At 28.0% G+C, this 22,080-nt stretch carries 21 protein-coding genes; 17 read left to right on the top strand and 4 right to left on the bottom strand.

From position 1 onward, the window contains the following. Nucleotides 1-35: 35 nt before the first annotated feature. Complete coding sequence (locus tag CRU95_RS01315) at nucleotides 36-224, bottom strand: hypothetical protein (protein ID WP_129099343.1); 189 nt, start codon at nucleotides 222-224, stop codon at nucleotides 36-38. Nucleotides 225-372: 148 nt separating this feature from the next. Here CRU95_RS01315 and CRU95_RS01310 point away from each other — a divergent pair, with 148 nt between their 5' ends. After that, a complete protein-coding gene (locus CRU95_RS01310; protein WP_129099342.1) occupies nucleotides 373-1,125 on the top strand; it encodes an ATP-binding protein in 753 nt (250 codons plus the stop codon). Here the strand turns inward: CRU95_RS01310 and trxC are convergent. Then, complete coding sequence (gene trxC, locus CRU95_RS01305; protein ID WP_258238585.1) at nucleotides 1,122-1,553, bottom strand: thioredoxin TrxC; 432 nt, start codon at nucleotides 1,551-1,553, stop codon at nucleotides 1,122-1,124. The two genes, CRU95_RS01310 and trxC, sit on opposite strands and share 4 nt — an antisense overlap. Nucleotides 1,554-1,557: 4 nt before the next feature. Beyond that, on the bottom strand, nucleotides 1,558-1,806 hold the full coding sequence (locus CRU95_RS01300) for a hypothetical protein (protein WP_129099341.1): 249 nt from the start codon (nucleotides 1,804-1,806) through the stop codon (nucleotides 1,558-1,560). A gap of 179 nt (nucleotides 1,807-1,985) precedes the next feature. Here CRU95_RS01300 and CRU95_RS01295 point away from each other — a divergent pair, with 179 nt between their 5' ends. The 3 genes from CRU95_RS01295 to CRU95_RS01285 are packed head-to-tail and all read left to right on the top strand — an operon-like array spanning nucleotide 1,986 to nucleotide 4,492. Next, nucleotides 1,986-3,008, top strand: coding sequence for a GGDEF domain-containing protein (locus tag CRU95_RS01295; protein ID WP_258238584.1), 1,023 nt, complete (start codon nucleotides 1,986-1,988; stop codon nucleotides 3,006-3,008). A gap of 9 nt (nucleotides 3,009-3,017) precedes the next feature. Further along, entirely contained in the window at nucleotides 3,018-3,575 is a 558-nt protein-coding gene (locus CRU95_RS01290) for a phosphatidylcholine/phosphatidylserine synthase (RefSeq protein WP_129099339.1), read from the top strand. Next, a complete protein-coding gene (locus CRU95_RS01285) occupies nucleotides 3,575-4,492 on the top strand; it encodes an exopolyphosphatase (protein ID WP_129099338.1) in 918 nt (305 codons plus the stop codon). The genes CRU95_RS01290 and CRU95_RS01285 overlap by 1 nt, the downstream gene beginning before the upstream one ends. On the opposite strand, the gene CRU95_RS01280 is transcribed toward CRU95_RS01285, so the two are convergent. Beyond that, entirely contained in the window at nucleotides 4,481-5,290 is an 810-nt protein-coding gene (locus CRU95_RS01280; RefSeq protein WP_129099337.1) for a hypothetical protein, read from the bottom strand. The genes CRU95_RS01285 and CRU95_RS01280 overlap by 12 nt on opposite strands. A 147-nt stretch (nucleotides 5,291-5,437) precedes the next feature. Between CRU95_RS01280 and CRU95_RS01275 the strand changes: the two genes are divergently transcribed. The 13 genes from CRU95_RS01275 to CRU95_RS01215 all read left to right on the top strand — a co-directional run bounded on the left by CRU95_RS01275 (nucleotide 5,438) and on the right by CRU95_RS01215 (nucleotide 22,041). Beyond that, on the top strand, nucleotides 5,438-7,132 hold the full coding sequence (locus CRU95_RS01275; protein ID WP_129099336.1) for an acetolactate synthase large subunit: 1,695 nt from the start codon (nucleotides 5,438-5,440) through the stop codon (nucleotides 7,130-7,132). Continuing rightward, complete coding sequence (gene ilvN, locus CRU95_RS01270) at nucleotides 7,125-7,622, top strand: acetolactate synthase small subunit (protein ID WP_013135582.1); 498 nt, start codon at nucleotides 7,125-7,127, stop codon at nucleotides 7,620-7,622. The genes CRU95_RS01275 and ilvN overlap by 8 nt, the downstream gene beginning before the upstream one ends. 39 nt (nucleotides 7,623-7,661) lie before the next feature. Next, nucleotides 7,662-8,603: a UDP-3-O-(3-hydroxymyristoyl)glucosamine N-acyltransferase gene (gene lpxD, locus CRU95_RS01265; protein ID WP_129099335.1), complete on the top strand. Its 942-nt coding sequence runs from the start codon at nucleotides 7,662-7,664 to the stop codon at nucleotides 8,601-8,603. Beyond that, on the top strand, nucleotides 8,557-10,758 hold the full coding sequence (locus CRU95_RS01260; protein ID WP_375153680.1) for a DNA translocase FtsK 4TM domain-containing protein: 2,202 nt from the start codon (nucleotides 8,557-8,559) through the stop codon (nucleotides 10,756-10,758). Before lpxD ends, CRU95_RS01260 begins: the two co-directional genes overlap by 47 nt. An 84-nt stretch (nucleotides 10,759-10,842) precedes the next feature. Beyond that, nucleotides 10,843-11,385, top strand: coding sequence for a ribosome hibernation-promoting factor, HPF/YfiA family (gene hpf, locus CRU95_RS01255; RefSeq protein WP_129099334.1), 543 nt, complete (start codon nucleotides 10,843-10,845; stop codon nucleotides 11,383-11,385). A gap of 93 nt (nucleotides 11,386-11,478) precedes the next feature. Next, complete coding sequence (gene der, locus CRU95_RS01250) at nucleotides 11,479-12,921, top strand: ribosome biogenesis GTPase Der (protein ID WP_129099333.1); 1,443 nt, start codon at nucleotides 11,479-11,481, stop codon at nucleotides 12,919-12,921. 16 nt (nucleotides 12,922-12,937) lie between these two features. Then, nucleotides 12,938-14,521: a SulP family inorganic anion transporter gene (locus tag CRU95_RS01245; RefSeq protein WP_129099332.1), complete on the top strand. Its 1,584-nt coding sequence runs from the start codon at nucleotides 12,938-12,940 to the stop codon at nucleotides 14,519-14,521. Then, a complete protein-coding gene (locus CRU95_RS01240; RefSeq protein ID WP_129099331.1) occupies nucleotides 14,514-15,146 on the top strand; it encodes a uroporphyrinogen-III synthase in 633 nt (210 codons plus the stop codon). The genes CRU95_RS01245 and CRU95_RS01240 overlap by 8 nt, the downstream gene beginning before the upstream one ends. 240 nt (nucleotides 15,147-15,386) lie before the next feature. Beyond that, nucleotides 15,387-16,655, top strand: coding sequence for a phosphoribosylamine--glycine ligase (purD, locus tag CRU95_RS01235; protein ID WP_129099330.1), 1,269 nt, complete (start codon nucleotides 15,387-15,389; stop codon nucleotides 16,653-16,655). A 4-nt stretch (nucleotides 16,656-16,659) separates the two neighbouring features. Further along, the gene (locus tag CRU95_RS01230) at nucleotides 16,660-17,103 is read left to right on the top strand and encodes an RDD family protein (RefSeq protein WP_129099329.1); all 444 of its coding nucleotides are present in this window, start codon (nucleotides 16,660-16,662) and stop codon (nucleotides 17,101-17,103) included. Then, the gene (locus CRU95_RS01225) at nucleotides 17,096-19,189 is read left to right on the top strand and encodes an LPS-assembly protein LptD (protein WP_129099328.1); all 2,094 of its coding nucleotides are present in this window, start codon (nucleotides 17,096-17,098) and stop codon (nucleotides 19,187-19,189) included. Before CRU95_RS01230 ends, CRU95_RS01225 begins: the two co-directional genes overlap by 8 nt. Further along, on the top strand, nucleotides 19,190-19,861 hold the full coding sequence (locus CRU95_RS01220; protein ID WP_129099327.1) for a phosphoribosyltransferase: 672 nt from the start codon (nucleotides 19,190-19,192) through the stop codon (nucleotides 19,859-19,861). A 2-nt stretch (nucleotides 19,862-19,863) separates the two neighbouring features. Beyond that, nucleotides 19,864-22,041 (top strand): polyribonucleotide nucleotidyltransferase, encoded by a 2,178-nt coding sequence (locus CRU95_RS01215; RefSeq protein ID WP_129099326.1) that lies wholly within the window; start codon nucleotides 19,864-19,866, stop codon nucleotides 22,039-22,041. The last annotated feature ends 39 nt before the right edge of the window (nucleotides 22,042-22,080 follow it).

Here is a 22,080-nt window from a genome sequence, read left to right as displayed (position 1 = left end):
TTAGGATATTGAAGGTTAAAATATAAAAAATAAATTTATTTTTTATATTTTAATATAAGAACTTGCTCATAAAGCATATTTCCAAAGCCTTCAGGAAGTTCGGGATTTTCTTTTTCAATATGTTCTATTAACTCTTTTATATCGACATCTTTCATATTTGCAGCAAGAGGCATGATTGTTTCACTTATTTTTTGTCTAAATTGGCTTATTTCTTCTGTTGTCATTTTTTATCTTTATTTTAAATTATATTCAAATTATAGTAACTTTTTCTAAAATTGTAGTTAATTTTTATATATTTTATCGATGAATATTAAATATATAAATAAATATAAATTATGATATAATCGCGAAAAAAGTTTAGGATAAAAAAAATTGATTGAATTAAGTAAAAAAATTTCAAGTGTAGTTGGACGAACAAATGCGGAGTATGGTTTAATAAAAGAAGGTGATAGAGTTTTAGTTGGATTTTCAGGTGGAAAAGACTCTACTACATTAATTCATGCATTAAATCATATAAAAAGAGTTACACCATTTGATTTTGAATTTAAAGCAGTTACTGTAACTTATGGTATGGGAGAACAAGTTGAATTCTTGTCAAAACATTGTGCCAAGCATGGAATAGAACATGAGATTATTGATACAGAAATTTTTGAATTATCAAAAGAAAAAATAAGAAAAAACTCTTCTTTTTGTTCATTTTTCTCAAGAATGAGAAGAGGGTATTTATACTCAACTGCACAAGAACAAGGATATAATAAATTGGCTTTAGGACATCACTTAGATGATGCAATGGAATCATTTTTTATGAATTTCTTATATAATGGAGCTTTGAGATCTATGCCTCCTAGATATAAAGCTGAGAATGGACTAGAAGTAATAAGACCTCTTATTTTTTGTAGAGAGAGACAATTAAGAGCTTTTGCAACAACAAATGAAATAAGTGTAATAGGTGATGAAGCTTGTCCTGCAATGCGATTTGATATTAAAATGCCACATGCAAGAGCTGCAACAAAAGAGTTATTAGAAAAAATGGAAGAAGAAAATCCTCAAATGTTTGTTTCTATGAAAGCAGCATTTAAAAACATCCAAACTTCAACTTTTTTTGATAAAGAGTTATTAGATTAAATATATTTATTAATCAACATATTTAATCTTGCAGAATCCAATGCTCCTGATACTCTTTCCATCTCTTTTCCTGCTTTATAAATAATTAAAGTAGGAATTGAGCGTATTTGATACTTAGAGCCTAATTTTTGTTCAACTTCTGTATTTACTTTTGCAAACTTTGCTTTTAAAGGGTATTTACTACTAACTTCTTCAAATGTTGGTGCAAACATTTTACAAGGTCCACACCAAGGTGCCCAAAAATCTACAACTACAGGAATATCAGAATTTACAATTTGTAAATCAAAGTTTGAGTCATTTAAATCAAGTGGTTTTGTATTTAGAAGTGATTCTTTGCATTTACCACAATTAGCTACTTTATAACTATCTTTTTTGGGAATAGAATTTACACTATTACAAAAAGAACAAACTACTTTTATCTTATCCATTATTTTATGCTTTTATATTTATTATTGATGCAAAAATCTCATTTTGCACTTTTATACTAGTAGCATTTGCTTGATATGCTATAGGAATAGGTATTTGTTCTGTAATAGATTTTATTAAATCAGGAGTAACTTCTTGTGTAACTTCTTCATTGCTTGACTTTGCATTAGTTCTTGGATTTGCAATATTTTTAGCAGAATCATTAAGTTTAAGTTCTTCTACTTTCATTGCCCCAAGATTGCTATTTATTTCCATAATGTGTCCTTTCGAAGGATATTCTTAATTTTATCTAAATTTTCTAATAAATAGCAAATATAATTTTTACTTGGTTTAATAATTATTTTAATATAATAGAAATAATGAAAAAACGTATTTTTGACTCAGTTAGTTTTAAATTGGTATTATTGTTAATAACTATAATAATGATGCTCGTAATGGCTAGTTTTATATTCAACTCACAAATTGAAAACCTAAAAAAACAAATAGATAAAATATATTTTGGCAACTTTATTCCTGTTACAAATCTTCAAAACATATCTTCAAGTTACAAAGATATGATTATCTGTCTTCAAAATAGAGAAAAACTTTGTTCAATCAAAAAAAGTCAAAGAATAATTCAATCAAATTGGAATGCATATTTTAAAGCTTATAAAACTATACAAGAGAGAAAAGTTGTTGATTCTATAGATGAAGATATAAAAGTTTCATTTATGGATAAGAATAACATGAAATATACAATTATGATTCAAAAAATAAATTTTTTAATTGAATATGAAATAAATAATGCTAGAAAACAAAGAAAAGAGTTTTTAAATAGATATGAGAATATGAAAAAACTACTTTTTTATAATATCATTGCTTTAGTTATTTTCTCTTTTGCTATTTTTATTTATTTAACATATAGTATTATAAAAAAAGATAACCATCTAACAATATTGAACAAAAAATATAAAATAGAATCTATAACAGATTCAATGACATTGTTATATAATAGAGGATATTTTGATACAATATTTGATAGTATTCCAGTTGTATCAAATTCAAATAAATGGCAAACTGCTTTTATAATGTTTGATATTGATTTTTTCAAACAGTATAATGATACTTATGGTCATGATATGGGAGATAAAACCCTAAAAGCTGTTGCAAATGAATTGAAAAAATACTTTAACAAAGAGTATGAGTATGTTTTTAGGTTAGGTGGAGAAGAGTTTGGTGCTATATTATTTGATGTTGACAAAGAAATTTTAGAAAATTGTTTAAGTGCAATTTTAAAACTAGTTGAGTTTTTAAAAATTGAACACAAAGAGAGTAAAGCAAATAAATATGTAACAGTATCTATTGGAGCTGTTATTTATGAACCAGGTTCAAATATATCTACAAATAGATTGTATAAACTTGCTGATGAAAAGTTATATAAGTCTAAACAAAATGGTAGAAACCAATATACAATATAAAGGAAAATTTTGGGTTTTTTATTTAATAAATATAATCATTTTAATCTAGCTAATTTAGCTACATTTTTTAATATAGGTGCTGGTATATTAGCAATATATTTTATAACACATGGACAGTTTTTTGGTGCGGCGCTTTTTGCTTGGATTGCAGGAGCATTTGATATCGTTGATGGAAAAATCGCAAGAAAATATAACTTATCAACAGAGTTTGGAATACAGTTAGATTCTTATGCTGATTTTTTATCTTTTGTTATTGTGCCTAGTATGTTTATTTATTTTGCGATAATTGATGGTAAAGAATTAGAGTTAAATACAATACTTGTATTATTTACTTTTATATATTACATTATTTCAGGACTTAGAAGATTGATAAAATTTAATATCGATGCACAAGAAGGTCAAGTAGAAAAATATTTTACAGGTATTCCTACACCCCTTGGTGCTATTTTACTTTTTGTTGTGTATCTTATTTGGTTAACAGGAATTTTACCTGAAACTATAGTTTTAATATCTATGATTATTATAGGTTATTTACTTAATTCAAAAATTAAAATTCCACATCCTTAATGAGAAATATTGTATCCGTAGATTTGGGTTCTAATTCTTTTAGAACCTTACTTTATGATGGTTTAAATCATAAAATCATAGATGAATATCAAGAAGTTGTAGGTATGGCTGATGGATTGATTGATACTAGAAAAATTTCAATTGAAGCTCAAAATAGAGTAATAGCAGCTGTTAAAAGATCGATTGAAAAGCTAAAATTTAATCCAAAAGATGCAATTTGTGTAACAACTGCAGCTATGCGAATAGCAGATAATTCTAAAGAAGTATTAAAAAGATTTAAAGATGAATGTGGTCTTGAATTTAAAATAATAAATGGTGATGAAGAAGCAAGATTGACTCTTCTAGCTGTTAAATATGCTTTAAAAAGAGAAAAAAAAGAGTCTGAACATTTTGCTTTAATTGATATTGGTGGTGGTTCTACAGAGTTAATTGTTAATAATGGGAACGAATACTTTGCAAAAAGTTTTGATATTGGAATTGTAACTTTATCTCAAAAGTATAAAAATAATCAAAATAAATTATTAATAGAATTAGATGGAAGAAAAAAAGAGATTTCTCTTTTTATAAAAAGTTTAAATATCAACTTAGATAAGTTTAATTTTGTGGCAACTGCTGGAACACCTACAACTATTGCTGCAGTAAAATTGGGACTTAATTTTAATAATTATGATAGAAATCTTATAAATGGAACCCAATTATCACTTGAAGAAATAGAAAATTTTTTATATAAATTTAGAACATTATCAAAAGAAGAAATATTTGATTTAGTAGGTGGTGGAAGAATCGATTTTATTGAGTCTGGAGTATTTATTTTTAAACTGTTTTATACTATTTTGAATAAAGACAAGTCAATAGTTTTTGACGATGGTTTAAGAGAAGGTGTAGCAATAGATCATGCTTTAAAATTATCCAATTAATTTTGAAGTTTGTTCTTGAATAATATGTGCTTGTGATGCTGCTAAATTTCCTAATTGGCTCATTATATTTGTTTTTGAAAAATTATTAAAATCAGAGCCAAAACTCAAATCTTTTAATTTACTATTTTCTTTTAGTAAATTTATTTGTTCATTTAATGTCCCTCTTGCCACTTGTTTCATCTCATTATTCATTTTTGAAAAATTTTCTGTAAATGCTTCACTTTTACTTAATGCTGTATCTAGATTTTCCAAGGCACTATTTACATCTTCACTTGAAGATAAAGAATTAGACTGCAAACTATTAACTAGTGTTTGAGATATTTCTTTTGTATTTACGCCAGTTATCTTAAAATCTTTTTCTGCTGTAACTACATTTATTATTTCATCACCATATTGGTCATCTAAAAGTAGTTTTTTATTAAATCTTGCTTTTTCTGCTTCTTGATTATAACTATTTAATTGATTTGAAATCTCTTCTGCTGTTTCAAATCTTTTATTTTCATAATCTCCACTACTATCTAGTTTTACTAAAGCATTTCCGATATTTTTTAAGTTGTCTTGTTGTTTTGAGAGGGAGTTCATAGAAATTTGAGTAATTGCGATACCTTCATTTAAATTTCTAAGTGAATGAGATAATTCATCTCTTTTTTTATTGTAAACTTCATGGATAGAGACTTTTAATGCATCTTCATTATCAACTGCATTAACTGAACCATTAAACCGTGCTTTATCAACATATTGTTTAGGTATATTGTTTACGCCAACATTACTTACATTAGTAAGATTATTTACATCCACTTTTAGACTCCTTAGATTATTGTAAATTATATTAGAAAAATAATAAATTTGCCATTAAATACAAAAGTGCTAGAAAGTGCGCTTTAAAGATGTATTAAACTAAATTTTTGTAGAATAAATACCTATTTTACAACGGAGAAAATTATAATGAAAATGACAGGCGCAAAAATGGTAACAGAATCATTAAAAAATGAAGGGGTAGAAGTTGTATTCGGTTACCCTGGCGGCGCTATTATGAATGTCTACGATGAAATTTACAAACAAACACATTTTGAACATATATTGACTAGACATGAACAGGCAGCTATTCACGCAGCTGAAGGATATGCAAAAGCAACAGGAAAAGTAGGTGTTTCTATAGTTACTTCTGGACCTGGGTTTACAAATGCAGTTACAGGATTAGCTGATGCTTATATGGATTCTATTCCTTTAGTTGTAATTACAGGACAAGTACCAACAACAATCATTGGTACTGATGGTTTTCAAGAAATTGACGCAGTTGGAATCTCTAGACCTTGTACTAAACATAACTATTTAGTTAATAAACTTGAAGATTTACCAAGAATTATTAAAGAAGCATTTCATATAGCTAGTACTGGAAGGCCAGGGCCAGTTCATGTTGATATTCCAAAAGATATTACAGCTGAAGTTGGGGACTTCTTATATCCAGCAGAGGTTAATTTACCAACTTATAAACCAACAGTTAATTACAATAAAAAGCAACTAAAAAGAGCAATGCAAGCTATTGCAAAAGCTAAAAAACCATTGCTTTATATTGGTGGTGGAGCCATTTTATCAAATTGTGCATATGAGATAAGGGAATTAGCAGAAAAACTAAATATCCCTGCTGTTGAAACTCTTATGGCAAGAGGAGTTATGGGACATACAAATCCATTACTACTTGGTATGTTAGGAATGCATGGAGAATATGCAGCTAATATGGCAGCACATGAAACAGATTTGCTTATTTCTTTAGGTGCAAGATTTGACGATAGAGTTACTGGAAGACTTGATGAATTTGCTAAAAAAGCAAAAGTTATTCATGTGGACATTGATCCAGCTTCTATTGCAAAACTTGTACATACAAACTTTCCAATAGTTGGAGATTTAAAAGTTACTGTTCAAGGAATGATTGATTCAATAGGGGAATTCGAATTTAATGATTATACTAATTGGGTAGCCCTATTACAAGATTATAGAGTTCAACATCCCTTAGCATTTAAAGACTCTGATGTAAAAATTAAACCACAATGGCCAATAGTAAGAGTTGGTGAACTTGTTGGAGATAGAGCAATTATCTCAACTGATGTTGGACAACATCAAATGTGGTCAGCTCAATTTTATCCATTCTCTTATCCTAGACAATGGAATACTTCAGGTGGATTAGGAACTATGGGATTTGGATTACCAGGTGCTATGGGTGTTGCAAAAGCAAGACCTGATAAAGTTTCTATAAATTTTACAGGTGATGGTTCTATTTTGATGAATATTCAAGAACTTATGACTTGTGTTGAACAAAAACTTCCAGTTATTAATATTATTTTAAATAATAATTATCTTGGAATGGTAAGACAATGGCAAACAATGTTTTATGAAAATAGATTATCTGAAACTGATTTAAGTGCACAACCTGATTTCGTAAAACTTGTTGAAGCTTTTGGTGGAATAGGGTATAGAGTTACTACTAAAAAAGAGTTTGATGAAGCATTAAAAGATGCAATGAAGAAAAAAGTAGTTGCAATGATAGAAGTTATAGTTGATAGAAATGAAGAGGTTTTACCAATGGTTCCAAATGGACATGCACTAAATGAAATGATGCTTTTAGGAGATAACAATGAATAATTTTAATCACTACTATGATTCAGAAAATGCAAGAAAAGTTATCTCTGTAATTGTTTTAAATGAAAATAATGTTTTATCTAGAATCGCAGGTCTTTTTTCTGCAAGAGGATATAATATTGACTCTTTAACCGTTGCCCCTATTAGTGATTCAGAATACTCAAGAATGACAATTGTGACAACAGGTGATAGAAGAGTGATTGACCAAATTGTTAAGCAATTGAATAAATTAATTCCTGTTTTAAGAGTAAATGAGCATTTTGATGTTGTAGAAAAAGAGACAGTTCTTGTAAAAATACCAGTTGATCAAAATTTAAGTGATGTAGATGTACTCGCTCGTGCTTATAATGGTTCAATTCAAAATGTAACTCAAGATTGTATTATTATCTCTGCAACAGATGAACCAAGCAGAATTGCAAACTTTGTAAAAGTTATCAAAAACTACAACCCAATAGAAATAGTTAAAAGTGGTGTAGTTGCAATGGAACGATAAGAGTTTTCTCTTTTCGTTTTTTGAATAAAGGATAATGATTTGAAATTAAAAGATATAGCAGTAGCATTAGATATAAAATGCGACAGCGACATAGAGATAAGTGGATTAAATACATTACTTGATTCAACTTCAGAAGAACTAACATTTTTAGAAAATAATAAATATGCAAATGATTTAGAAAAAACTACAGCAGCAGCTGTTTTAGTTAAAAAAGATTTTATCTCAAGAGTTCCTACAAATACTGTTGCTCTTGTATGTGATGAACCTTATGTTAAGCTAGCTCTTGCTTCAAAACTATTTGCACCTAAAGTTGTAGAAAGTGATGGGAAAGATTGTATTGTAGGTGAAAATACTACAATAATGCCAAATGTATATTTAGGTAAAGGCTCTAGTATTGGTATAGGTTGTACTATTATGACTGGTGCTTATATTGGAGATAATGTTACTATTGGAAATAATACTATTATTTATCCAAATGTTTCTGTATATAGAGATTGTAATATAGGCAATGATTGTATAGTCCACGCAGGAACTGTAATAGGTAGTGATGGTTTTGGTTTTGCCCAAAGTAAAGGTAAATATATAAAAATTTATCAAAATGGTAATGTTGAAATTGGAAATGATGTTGAAATTGGTGCAAATACTTCTATTGATAGAGCTGCTTTTAAATCAACAATTATAAGTGATGGGGTAAGAATTGATAATTTAGTACATATTGCTCATAACTGTAAACTGGGAGTTGGATGTATATTAACAGGACAAGTTGGGTTATCAGGAACAACAACATTAAATGAATATGTTATTATGGGTGGACAAAGTGCAACGGCAGGACATTTAGAAGTTGCACCTTTTACTACAATTGCTGCTCGTGGTGGAGTTACAAAAAGTATAAAAGAACCAAAAAAACAATGGGCAGGGTTCCCTTTGTTTGAACATAAAACTTGGCTTAAAGTACAAGCTAAAATTTCTAAATTATTATAATAAAGGGTCTCAAATAGTTAAGAAAATATTATCTTTAATATCACTATTTTTAATAGTATATTTTGAGTATGCAACAATTGTATCTGATAAGGTTACTGTTGGAAAAGTAGGCTCTATTTTCGCTTCATATTCTCATCTATATTTTGGTTATTTATCTTATGTTTATTTATTCTTGATTTTATATCCTATATATAAAATTAATTTTAAACATGAACCAACAAAAGAATACTTGAAGTATTTTGGAATATTTATTTTTCTTTTATCTGCACTTATTTTTCAATCTTTAGTTTTCACAAAAGCAGATAGACTCTCAGGTTTAATCGGTGATGGGATTATTGATGTATTATTCCCTTTTATTGGTTTTGCAGGTTTATGGCTATTAGTTCTAATAGGCTTTTTGATTACATTTTTAATATTTATAGATGGAAAAGAGATTAAAACAGTCAATGTACAAAAAATAGCTTCAAATATAAAAAAAGATGTAGTCTTATTTCAACCCAAAACTAATGATTCTAGAAGAGAAAAAAGAAGAAAAAAAATAACAGTTAAAGAAGTAGGTGATACAGCTGAAATTTTAATTATTGAAGAAGATAATAAAGAAGATAAAAAATCTAAAAATGATAATGTTGAAAATATAACAGAACCACAAGTTAATGAGAATATAGAAGAAAAACACTCTATAATGGTTGATGAATTAGAAGAAAATAAAAAATTACAAGATGAAATAGAAGTTGGAGAATCAGAAAAACCAAAGGACTTTAAACTTCCAAGTAGTAACTTCTTTCAAACACCTCCTAAAATTTCAACTTCAAAAATTAATGAAGAGATAATTGATAGAAAAATTGCTGATTTATTAGAAAAACTTTTGATGTTCAAAATTGAGGGTGATGTCGTTAGAACTTATACCGGTCCTGTGGTTACAACTTTTGAGTTTAAACCTGCACCCCATGTAAAAGTATCAAAAGTATTAAATCTTCAAGATGATTTAGCAATGGCTCTTAAAGCTGAAACTATAAGAATCCAAGCTCCAATTCCTGGAAAAGATGTAATTGGAATAGAAGTTCCAAATGAAAACATGCATGTAATTTATTTAAAAGAGTTATTGGATAGCGAAATATTTAATAAAGCAACTTCTCCCTTAACTATGATTTTAGGGAAAGATATAGTTGGTAAACCTTTTATTACAGATTTAAAGAAACTTCCTCATTTACTTATTGCTGGAACTACAGGTTCTGGAAAATCAGTTGGATTAAATGCAATGATTCTTTCACTTTTATATAAAAATTCACCTGATAACTTGAAATTAATTATGATAGATCCAAAAATGTTAGAGTTTTCTATTTATAATGATATTCCTCATTTATTAACTCCTGTTATAACAAAACCAAAAGAGGCAATTACCGCTTTATCTAATATGGTTTTAGAGATGGAAAGACGATATACATTAATGTCTCAAACAAAAACTAAAAATATCGAAAACTATAATGAAAAATCAAAAAAAGAAATATTTGATCCTTTACCATATATTGTAGTTATTATTGATGAGTTAGCTGACCTTATGATGACAAGTGGAAAAGATGTTGAGCTTTCTATTGCAAGACTTGCACAAATGGCAAGAGCTAGTGGAATTCACTTGATTGTTGCAACCCAAAGACCATCTGTAGATGTTGTAACGGGTTTAATTAAAGCAAACCTACCAAGTAGGATTTCATACAAAGTAGGGCAAAAAGTAGATTCTAAAATCATACTTGATGCAATGGGTGCAGAGTCTTTACTAGGACGAGGAGATATGTTATTTACTCCTCCTGGAAGTTCAGGGCTTGTAAGACTTCATGCTCCATGGTCAAAAGAAGATGAAATAGAAAAAGTTGTTGATTTCTTAAAATCACAAAGAGAAGTTGAATATGATATGAACTTTGTAAAAGATAAAGATGGAAATGGAACTGCAATTTCAAGTGGTGATATGTCATCTTTAGATGAACTTTATGAAGATGCAAAACAAGTTGTATTAACAGATAAAAAAACTTCTATTTCATATATACAAAGAAAACTAAGAATTGGTTACAACAGAGCAGCTACAATTGTAGAACAACTTGAAATGACAGGTGTCTTATCAGAAGTTAATGCAAAAGGTAATCGTGAGATATTACTTTAATTATTAAATAATAATTGAAATTTATTATTATTTTAATAATCATTGTGTTATTATATTAATTATATTAAGACTAAGGAGTATGTTATGAATACAAGTATTGTAGGAAGACACATAGAATTAACAGATGCGATAAAAGACTATGTAAATAGTTCAGTAGAAATTTTTAAAAAGTATAACTTAGATATTATTTCAGTTAATTCTATTATTGATAAAGAAGAGAGAAATAGTAAACCTGTATTCGTTTTCGAATTTACAATCAATGTAGCACATTTAGATACAATTGTTGTAAAACAAAAAGATAAAGATTTATATTCTGCGGTTGATATTGCAGTTGATAGAGTTTCAAAAGTATTAAGAAGACATCATGATAAAGTAAGTACTCACAAAGCTACTAAACTTTCTGAAGTTGTTTCTACAGAAATTGAAGATGCAATTGCAAATGAATTAGATAGACTTGAAGCTGAAATAGTTCCAGTTAGATTAACTTCATACAAACCAATTGATATTGAAGAAGCATTAATTGATCTAAAATCATCTGGTTCTGCATTTAAAGTTTTCTATGATAAAGATGATAATATGAGAGTATTATACAAAACAAGTGATGAAGGAAAATTTGGTTTATACTAAAATTTTTTAAAGAATTATTAAAAAAGGGTGTTAGTCTTGAGGCTAACGCCCTTTTTTTTGTTATAATACAAAATTGAAAAAATTAGGAAATAGATGCAAGTAATTAATAATAAAGATGAATTGAAAAAAATAGCATTAGTGGGACAACCAAATGTTGGTAAAAGTTCACTATTTAACAGAATAGCCAAACAAAGAATAGCCATAGTATCAGATCAAGCAGGAACAACAAGAGATATTCGAAAACATGAAGTAGAAATATTTGATAAAAAAGCATTGATGTTAGATACAGGCGGTATTGATGAGACAAATGATGCAATCTTTTCAACAGTAAAAAGAAAAGCTGTTGAGACTGCAAAAGAGGCTGATATAATACTTTTTATGGTAGATGGTAAAAAGCTTCCAGATGAAAAAGATAAAGAATTATTTTATGAGCTTCAAGCTTTAGGAAAGAAATTAGCTTTAGTTGTAAATAAAATTGATAATGACAAAGAGAAAGAAAGACTTTGGGACTTTTTTGAGTTTGGTATTAAGGATGAAAATCTTTTTGGAATATCTGTTTCTCATAATAGAGGAACAAAAGATTTATTTGATTGGATTTATAATGTTTTACCTGAATTACCGGAGAGTGAAGTAATTATAAATAGAGAAATTTTAGATGAAGATGATTCTGAATATGAAGAAGGTGAATATCCTTTAGAAGAAGAGATAGTTGAAGAAGAAGTAGATGATAATAATATTAAAGTAGCAATTATTGGTAGAGTTAATGTTGGTAAATCATCTATACTTAATGCTTTAATTGGTCAAGAAAGATCAGTTGTTTCTCCAATAGCAGGAACAACAATAGATCCTGTAGATGAATCATTTGAATATAAAGATAAGAATATTACTTTTGTTGATACCGCAGGTTTACGAAGAAGAGGAAGTATTGAAGGGATAGAAAAGTTTGCTTTAATGAGAACTAAAGAAATGCTACAAAAAGCAAATTTAGCTTTAGTTGTTTTAGATGCTTCTTCTGAATTAGTTGATTTAGATGAAAAAATTGCTGGGTTGGTTGATGAATATGGATTAGGAACAATAATTGTTTTAAATAAATGGGATGAAAATATGGATACATTCCAAAAAATACAAGAAACAATTAGAAGTAAATTTAAATTTCTATATTATGCACCAATAATTGCAGTATCTGCAAAAACAGGTAGAAGTATTGATAAATTAAAAGATAAATTAATTGAAATTTATGAAAATTATAGTCAAAGAATATCTACATCTGAATTAAATAGAATTATAGAGTATGCACTAATTAGACATGCTCTTCCAAGTCCAAATGGTGCATATTTAAGAATATATTATACAACTCAATTTGAGACTAAACCTCCAAGAATTGCGCTTATTATGAATAAACCAAATTTATTACACTTTTCATATAAAAGATATTTGATCAATATTTTAAGAGAGCAATTAAATTTTGAGGGAACACCTATTCATATTTTAACTCGAAAAAAAGGTCAAAGAGAAGAAGACGAAGAGACAAATTAATAAACAAAGGAACTTTTTGTTTAAAAATATAAAAAATGATATTTTAGGTGGAGTAACAGCTTCAGTTGTTGCTTTACCACTAGCTTTAGCTTTTGGGGTTGCAAGTGGAGCTGGGGCTCAAGCTGGTATTTATGGAGCCATTATACTTGGTTTTTTTGCAGCTTTATTTGGTGGAACACCAACTCAAATATCAGGACCTACTGGTCCTATGACAGTTATTACAGCTGCTGCTATAGTAGCTTTTAAAGATGACTTAGCCTCTGTTATGACAGTGATATTTTTAGCAGGAATAATTCAAATTTCTTTTGGTCTTTTTGGTATTGGGAAGTGGATTAAATTTATTCCTTATCCTGTTATTTCTGGATTTATGACTGGAATTGGAATAATTATAATTATTTTACAAATCAACCCTTTTTTAGGAGTTGATGGTTATGGTTCTGTACTTCATACTTTAATTGAGATCCCCAATACTTTTCATTTAGTTAATAATGACTCTTTAGTTATTGCTTGTATTACTCTAATAATTATGTTTTTTACTCCTAAATTTATTACAAAAATTATACCTTCTGCCTTGGTAGCTTTGATTGTTATGACATCTTTTAGTATCTATTATGGGTATGATATAAAAGTAATAGGTGAGATTCCGACATCTTTGCCTAATTTTGTTTTACCTTTTAATTTTGACATTTTAAAGTTAAAAGATATTTTTGTATATGCATTAACATTAGCTTTATTAGGAACAATTGATACTTTATTAACATCATTAGTAGCAGATTCCATGACAAAAACTAAACATAGACCAAATAAAGAGCTAATAGGGCAAGGAATTGGTAACTCTTTATGTTCTTTTGTTGGAGGAATTCCAGGTGCTGGGGCTACAATGAGAACTGTAATTAACATAAAAAGTGGAGGAGTTAGTAGAATTTCTGGAATGACTCATTCTATAATGCTTTTAATTACTGTTGTATTTTTTGCTAAATATGCTTCGCAAGTTCCATTAGCTGTTTTATCTGGAATTTTGATAAAAGTTGGTGTTGATATTATTGATTATAGATTTTTTAGAATCATGAAAGTCTTGCATAAAAATGACATACTAATTATGATTACCGTTTTATTATTAACTGTATTTGTAGATTTAATAATGGCAGTTGGTGCAGGTATCACTTTTGCTGCAATATCAGCTGTTTATAAAATATCAAAAGAGACCAGAATTCAAACAATAAAAGCCTTTAAAGATAGCCCTTTTGATATAGATATAGATAATAGTGAAATAAGAATATTAAGAATTGATGGAGCTTTTTTCTTTGGAAGTGCAATGATACTTGAACGAAGAATTAAAAAAGTTTTAAAAGCTAAATATATTATTATTGATTGTAGAGATATAGTTTTTTTAGATATTTCTGCAATTATTACAATTGAAGAAATTATAAATTTATTAAAAGATTATAATATTGATGTTTCATTAGTTTTAAAAGAAAGAGATAGAAGAAGAATTACAAAAATAGAAGACAGTGCGATATTTAAAAATACACATATATGTAAAAATATGGATTTAGCAATAAATAAAATTCAAAGAGAGAATCTACAAATAAATGAATAATATAGTTTTACTTTCAAATGCAAAATATAAAGGAATAGAAAATCTTCCTGTATTTGATATAGAATATTTAGATATAAATATAGATTTAAAAAAGTATGATTCTTTGATCTTTACATCAAAAAATGCTATTTATGCCCTTGATAAAAATTCTTTGCCTTGGACTAATTTAGATTCATATGCTATTGCAAAAAAGACTTCTGATATTTTAAAAAAATATAACTCAAATGTAGTTTATTCTGGTATCTCTTCTCATGGAGATGCTTTTGCTTATGAATTAATTCCTTATTTGAAAAATAAAAAAGTATTATATGTAAAAGGTGAGAAAAGTGTATCAAAACTATTTGATATTTTAAAAGAGAATAAAATAGATATTAATGAATTAATAGTGTATAAAACTATTTGTAATAAAAATAAGTTAAAAGTTCCTTCTTTAAATTCAACTATTATTTTTACTTCACCTTCTTGTATAAAATGTTTTTTTGACAAAATAGCTTGGGATGAGAGTTATAAAGCTATAGTAATAGGAAATACAACTGCAAAATATATGCCAAAAAATGTAAAATATAAAGTCTCTCCTACTCAATCAATTGAAGCATGTATTGAACTTGCAAAAACATTTCAATAAAATTAATCTTTAATTCAATCATAATTAGGTAAAATAATACTATCTAAGTAGTTCGGGATTTCCATCGTTGAGGGTCCGATACTGTTTTTTTGTGCGTAATGTAACGATATGGTGTGCAGCGTTTACTTTTAGTATTTCTGCTCCTAAAGTATCAGTTCTTATGTGCTAGAGTTGGCTTTTAGGGCCGGTTTGATGGTTAACGGCTACTTGGATAACTTACAATTATTAAGGAAAATCATAGTGAATATTTTAATACTTGGTAGCGGTGGTAGAGAATACTCTATTGGATTAGCTATATCTAAAGAGAATAAACACAATATATATTTTATGCCAGGAAATGGGGCTACGCAGAATTTAGGTACTAATATAAATATTAAAGATTATAAAAAATTAGCTTTATGGGCAAAAGAAAATAGTATAGATTTAACAATTGTAGGACCAGAAGCTCCTTTAGTAGATGGAGTTGTAGATATTTTTAAAGAGAATGATTTAACTATTTTTGGACCAAGTGCAGCAGCTGCTAGACTTGAAGGTTCAAAAGTTTATATGAAAAATATATTAAAAAAATATAATATTCCAACAGCTGCATTTATAGAAACAAGTAATGAAAATGAAGCTTATAGTTTCATTGATAACATGGAAAATACACCAATAGTAGTAAAAGCTGATGGATTATGTGCTGGAAAAGGCGTAATAATTGCCCAATCAAAAGATGAAGCAAAAAAAGCAGTTTCTGATATGCTAAGTGGTGAATCTTTTGGAGATGCTGGGAATTGTGTTGTTGTAGAAGAATTTTTAGATGGTTATGAATTATCAATTTTTGCTATTTGTGATGGAGAAAACTATAAAGTATTACCAGCTGCCCAAGATCATAAGAGAATAGGGGATGGTGATACAGGACCAAATACTGGTGGAATGGGAGCATATGCTCCAACTCCTTTAGTAAATGATGACATTTATAAGAAAGTTGAAGAAAGAGTTATTAAACCAACTCTAGAAGGAATGAAAAAAGAAGGAGCTCCATATGAAGGTGTTCTTTTTATAGGTGTTATGGTAGTAAAAGGTGAACCCATTATTTTAGAATATAATGTAAGATTTGGTGATCCTGAGTGTGAAATTTTGATGCCATTATTAGAAACTCCTGTTTCTGAACTTTTTTATAAAGGTGCAACAAAAAACTTAAAATCACTTGATATTAAAATAAAAGATGAGTTTAGTGTTGGTGTTGTTATGGCTAGTAAAAATTATCCATATAGTTCAAGTGAGCCTGCTGAAATAATAGTAGATGAAATAGTAGATGAAGATATTTTAAATAATACACATATCTCATATGCTGGAGTTGAAAAAGAAGATGATAAACTTTTTGCAACAGGTGGAAGAGTTTTAGTTTGTGTGGGGTTTGGGACAACAATAAAACAAGCAAGAGATAGAGCTTATGCACTTTGTGGGCAAGTTCACTTTGCTGGCAAAAAATGTAGAACAGATATCGCTTATCAAGCATTAAAGTAGTTAGATGATAGATGAACAAAAGAATAACGATAATTTTGAACTTGCAACAATTAATTCGAGAATAATAGCATTTATAATTGATGATATGCTAATTACCTTTATTGTATTAGCCATATTTTGGGATACAATTACTAATAATGGAAGTGATTTAACTACAGTTTTAATTTTAATGAATAAATTTGTTTTTCAAGTTTTAGTTTTAAAATTTGTTTATCAAACATTTTTTGTGTGGTATTATGGTGCTACACTTGGTAAAATAGTAGCAAAGATAAGAGTTATCGATTATGATGACTTTTCTAAAGTTAGTTTGGTACAATCTGCGTTAAGATCATTTGGTAGAATTTTAAGTGAAATGTTTTTTTATATTGGCTTTATATTCGCATTTTTTAACGAGGGTAAACAAACATTTCATGATAAAATTTCAAAAACATTGGTTGTAAATGCATAAAACACTTCTAATTTTGCCAATACTTCTTGGTAGTTTATATTCAAAAGATTTTCAAAAAGAAAAACTTCAGATATTGTCTAATGATTTAAATAGTAAAGATAATATAGTAATAGCAAATGGTGATGTAGTAATATTTTCTCCTAAGTATTATATATCTGCACAAAAAGTAATTTATGATAAGGAAAAGGGTACTTTAGAACTGTTTGATGATGTTGTAATATTAAAAGATAATATAATTCAAACTCAAAGTGATTATGCTTTTGTTGATTTAAATGATGAAAATGTAACAGAAAATCCAATACTTCTTTTAGATAATAAATCACAATTATGGGTAACTTCTCATGAAGCAAACAAAGAAAAAGATTCTTATCATTTCAAAGATTCAATTATGTCAAGTTGTGATTGTATAGATCCAGCTTGGAATATAAGATTCTCTAGTGCAGATTATGATACAAAAGATCAATGGTTAAATGCATATAATGCTAGACTTTATATAAAAGATATCCCCGTAATGTATACTCCTTATATAGGGTTTTCAACCGATACCACAAGAAGAACTGGACTTTTAAGACCAACGGTTGGATATTCTTCATCTGAGGGCTTTGTTTATTCTCAACCAATTTTTATAGCTCCTGCTGATAATTATGATGTTGAACTTATTCCTCAAATAAGAACAACTAGAGGTTATGGAATGTATGCATATTATAGATATGCTGATTCTCCAGATTCTATTTTAAAAATTGGAAGTGGTTATTTTAAAGAAAAAAATGATTATGCTGATGAAAATTCTTTAGAAAATGATAGCCATTTTGGATGGAATATTGATTATTCAAGAAATAAATTATTTAGTGGAAATAATAGTGATGATGGATTATATGCATCAATCAAATGGTTAAATGATATAGAATATTATAATTTAGAAGATGATAGTCAAAATAACTCTGATGAAAAAAAAGTTGAATCAAAAATTAATTATTACTATAAAAATAATGATTATTATTTTGGTACATATTTAAGACACTATATTGATACTTCTTTAGAATCAAATAAAACTACTCTTCAACAATTACCACAAGTTCAGTTGCACTCTTTTTCTAATAGTTTATTTTTTGATAAACTTTTATATTCAACAGACTTGCAAACAACAAACTATACAAGAGATACAGGACTAAATGCTGTAAAAACAGATTTAAATATTCCTATCTCTTATAGCTTTTCAATGTTTGATGATTATATTAAAGTGATTTTGGAAGAAGAAGTTTCTTTATCAAAAATTGATTATTCAAAAGGAGATGCTAATTATAAAAATGCAACTTTTATTGAAAATAGACATAAGGTAACTTTTAATACCAATTTAGTAAAAAAATATGATACAGGAATACATACAATTAATTTTGACACTGCATTTGTTATACCAAATGTTGTTAAGTCAAAAGGTGATATATATCCATTAAATTCAACATCAACAGAATTATCTTCATTTCCTTTATCAAAAACAACTAAAACTATAACTTTTTCAGTAAATCAATCTTGGACTGATATTGAAGATTTAAAAGAGATAATTAATCATAAGATTAGCCAATCAATAATTTACGATGATTTTAATAATACTGAATTAGGTGATTTGGAAAATGAAATAAGATATAATTATTTTCTAGGATCTATTTCAAATAGAATTGTATATGGTAATTTAGATAATAAGTTGACAGAATCATCTACAAGTTTTTCATTTAACTATGAAAATTATTTTTTTAATGCAACACATTATATGTCAAAAGATACTCCTAATTCAGGTAAAGAAGATTTAGAATCATATACTATAAATACTGGTTTTACTTTTTATAAGGATTATAAGTTTACATATCAAGAAGATTATAATATAAAAGAAAAACTTAGAAATAAACAATCTTTTATTTTAGGTATTTTTGATAAATGTTGGGATTTAAATTTAAGTTATATAAAAGAGATTAAACCAAGTTCTTCAACAAGAGTTAACTCAAAAAAACAAGATATAGTTTTTCTGGAATTAACACTAAAACCAATTGGTGGGTTTAAACAACAATATACAGTTAAAGAGGATAAATAGTTGGATGATTTTGAAGTAAGATGCAGTGGTAGTAAAATATATTTCAAAAATAGAGAAGATGCAGCAAATAAATTAATAGAAATCTTACCAATAGAAAAAATGAGGTTAGAAGATTGGACAGTTGTTGCCTCATCTTTTGGTGGATTTTCAATTGCTAAAATAATTGCTAAAAAACTAGATGCTCAATTTAAAATACTTTTTACAGAAAAAGTATTAGCCCCAAATAATGAAGAGTGTGAAATTGCAATTGTAACAGAAAGTGAAGAGGTTGTAATTCATGAAGAACTAGCTCGTTCTTTTGATTTAAGTTTAGATTTTATTTATTCAAAGTCAAAATATATTTATGAGAGTATGATTTTAAATAAACTAAGTAAATTTAGATCAGGAGAAAGAATAAAAGATATAAAAGATAAAAATATTCTTCTTGTTGATGAGGGGTTAAATACAGGACTTACCATGATGGCTTGTATTAAAACAGCTATTAATTTAGGTGCAAAATCAGTTTCAGTTGCAATTCCTATACTACCAAATGCTAGTATACAAACGATTGAATCTATTGCTGATGATTTGTATTATGTAGAGAGTTTAGATCATTTTATCTCCATTAATTATTATTATAATGAATTAGAAGAGGTAACATTTGAAGATATTAAAAATATAAAGGATAAATAATTATGTCAACAGTATGCGAATTTGAATTAAATGGAAAAGATGAGATTTTTGAGTTTAATAAAGTTGCAAAACAAGCTAATGGGTCAGTTTTAGCAAAATGTGGTAATGCAGTTGTTTTAGCAACAGTTGTAAGTGAGTTTGATAATCCTGTTTCTGAAGATTTTACTCCACTAACAGTACAATATATAGAAAAAGCATACGCAGCAGCAAAAATACCTGGTGGATTTTTCAAAAGAGAAAGTAAACCAAGTGAATTAGAAACTTTAACATCAAGAATTATAGATAGAAGTTTAAGACCACTTTTCCCAAAAGGTTATGTTTATCCTACTACAATTACAGTAATGGTTTTAAGTGCGGATAAAGATGTTGACTTACAAACTTTAGCTTTAAATGCGGCAAGTGCTGCTTTATATACTTCTAATATTCCTGTGAAAAAATCAGTTGCTGGTGTTAGAGTTGCTAGAATTGATGGTAAATATGTAGTTAATCCAAATGTTACAGATATGCTAAATTCAACTTTAGACTTATATGTAGCTGGATCAAAAGATGAGCTTCTTATGATTGAAATGAGAGCTATTTCATCTGAAGATATGGTTGAAGTGGATATTGAAGCTTTTTCAAAAATCCATAAAACAAATGAAATGACAGAAGAAGAATTAGTTGAGGCTATTTCAGTTGCCCAAACTGCTTTAAAAGAAGCTAATTCAACATATGAGACTGGATTTGAAAATGTTTGTAAAGAAAAATTCGATGTTGAATTAGTAGAATTTACAATTCCAGAAGATTTGATAACACATGTAAAAAACACATATTTAGATGATGTAAAAGGTGCTGTTAAAAAATTAGCTAAAAGTGAAAGAGCAACTGAATTAAAAGATTTGGCTAAAAAAATTGCAAAAGATGAATATTGTACTTCAAATGAATTTCCTTTTGAAAATGTTTATGAAGCTGTTTCAATTGTAAAAAAAGAAGTTGTAAGAGCAATGATCGTAAATGAGCATGTAAGAGCTGATGGGAGAGGTTTAAAAACTGTTAGACCTATATCTATTGATACAAATATTCTGCCATCTGCTCACTCTTCTTGTTTATTTACAAGGGGTGAAACACAAGCCTTGGTTGTGGCAACTTTAGCAGGTGCTAAAGATGGACAAATGTTTGAAACATTAAATGAAAAATCAACTTCTATGGAAAATTTTATGGTTCACTATAATTTCCCTGGATTTTCTGTAGGTGAAGCAAAACCTATGTTTGGTGTAGGAAGAAGAGAATTAGGACATGGTAATTTAGGTAAAAGAGCATTGGAAGCTACTATTGATAGAGATTTTGGTGATACTGTTAGATTAGTATCTGAAATTTTAGAATCAAATGGTTCTTCTTCTATGGCAACAGTATGTGGTGGTTCTTTAGCCTTAAAAGCAGCAGGAGTACCAATATCAGCTTTAGTTGCAGGTGTTGCTATGGGTATGGTTGTTGAAGGTGATAAACATTGTGTATTAACTGATATCATGGGACTAGAAGATCATGATGGAGATATGGACTTTAAAGTTGCTGGTCCAAAAACAGGAATTACCGCTTTACAAATGGATATAAAACTTGGTGGAATAGAATTAAGTGTTTTAAAAGAAGCTCTTTTACAAGCAAAAGAGGGGAGAGAGCATATTTTAACTCTTATGGAAGAAGCAGCCGTTGAAATCGTTCCAAGCCCAGCTTTACCATTAATGGAACAATTTGCAATTGATCCTAGCAAAATTATGGTAGTGATTGGAAAAGCAGGGTCTACAATAAAAGAGATTATAGAAAAATTTTCTGTTTCAATTGATTTAGATAGAGATAGTGGTAATGTTAAAGTTGCTGGTGATAATAAACAGAATGTATTAGACGCTTGTGCACATATTAAAACAATTTCAGATAATGCTCCTTCAAGAAAACAAAATGAGAAAATTATTTTTGATTCTTTATATAAAGAAGAAGAAGTTTTAGAGGGGATTGTTGAGCGAATAGTTGATTTTGGTGCATTTATGAAACTACCAAAAGGTGGTGAAGGTTTATTACATATCTCTAAAATATCAAAAGAAAGAGTTAAAAATGTATCTGATGTTTTAAGTGTTGGTGATAAAGTTGAATTAAAAGTATTAAAAGTTAGTAGAGATAGAATTGAATTAGCTTCGGCTAATATTTAATTTTTATACTAATTTAATAGTTCTTTAGTTATTATTTAT

It is taken from the genome of Arcobacter sp. F2176, from assembly GCF_004116465.1.
Classification (GTDB): domain Bacteria; phylum Campylobacterota; class Campylobacteria; order Campylobacterales; family Arcobacteraceae; genus Arcobacter; species Arcobacter siniprincipis.
This window is presented reverse-complemented; position numbering and strand designations above follow the sequence as displayed.

What these genes read in the sequence shown, in the direction of transcription:
- hpf (WP_129099334.1), top strand. Translation starts at nt 10,843, where the DNA reads ATGAATACAAGTATTGTAGGAAGACACATAGAATTAACAGATGCGATA.
- CRU95_RS01295 (WP_258238584.1), top strand. Translation starts at nt 1,986, where the DNA reads ATGGCTAGTTTTATATTCAACTCACAAATTGAAAACCTAAAAAAACAA.
- CRU95_RS01315 (WP_129099343.1), bottom strand. Translation starts at nt 224, where the DNA reads ATGACAACAGAAGAAATAAGCCAATTTAGACAAAAAATAAGTGAAACA.
- CRU95_RS01230 (WP_129099329.1), top strand. Translation starts at nt 16,660, where the DNA reads ATGATAGATGAACAAAAGAATAACGATAATTTTGAACTTGCAACAATT.
- CRU95_RS01285 (WP_129099338.1), top strand. Translation starts at nt 3,575, where the DNA reads ATGAGAAATATTGTATCCGTAGATTTGGGTTCTAATTCTTTTAGAACC.
- der (WP_129099333.1), top strand. Translation starts at nt 11,479, where the DNA reads ATGCAAGTAATTAATAATAAAGATGAATTGAAAAAAATAGCATTAGTG.
- trxC (WP_258238585.1), bottom strand. Translation starts at nt 1,553, where the DNA reads ATGGATAAGATAAAAGTAGTTTGTTCTTTTTGTAATAGTGTAAATTCT.
- CRU95_RS01300 (WP_129099341.1), bottom strand. Translation starts at nt 1,806, where the DNA reads ATGGAAATAAATAGCAATCTTGGGGCAATGAAAGTAGAAGAACTTAAA.
- CRU95_RS01240 (WP_129099331.1), top strand. Translation starts at nt 14,514, where the DNA reads ATGAATAATATAGTTTTACTTTCAAATGCAAAATATAAAGGAATAGAA.
- CRU95_RS01225 (WP_129099328.1), top strand. Translation starts at nt 17,096, where the DNA reads ATGCATAAAACACTTCTAATTTTGCCAATACTTCTTGGTAGTTTATAT.
- CRU95_RS01275 (WP_129099336.1), top strand. Translation starts at nt 5,438, where the DNA reads ATGAAAATGACAGGCGCAAAAATGGTAACAGAATCATTAAAAAATGAA.
- ilvN (WP_013135582.1), top strand. Translation starts at nt 7,125, where the DNA reads ATGAATAATTTTAATCACTACTATGATTCAGAAAATGCAAGAAAAGTT.
- CRU95_RS01215 (WP_129099326.1), top strand. Translation starts at nt 19,864, where the DNA reads ATGTCAACAGTATGCGAATTTGAATTAAATGGAAAAGATGAGATTTTT.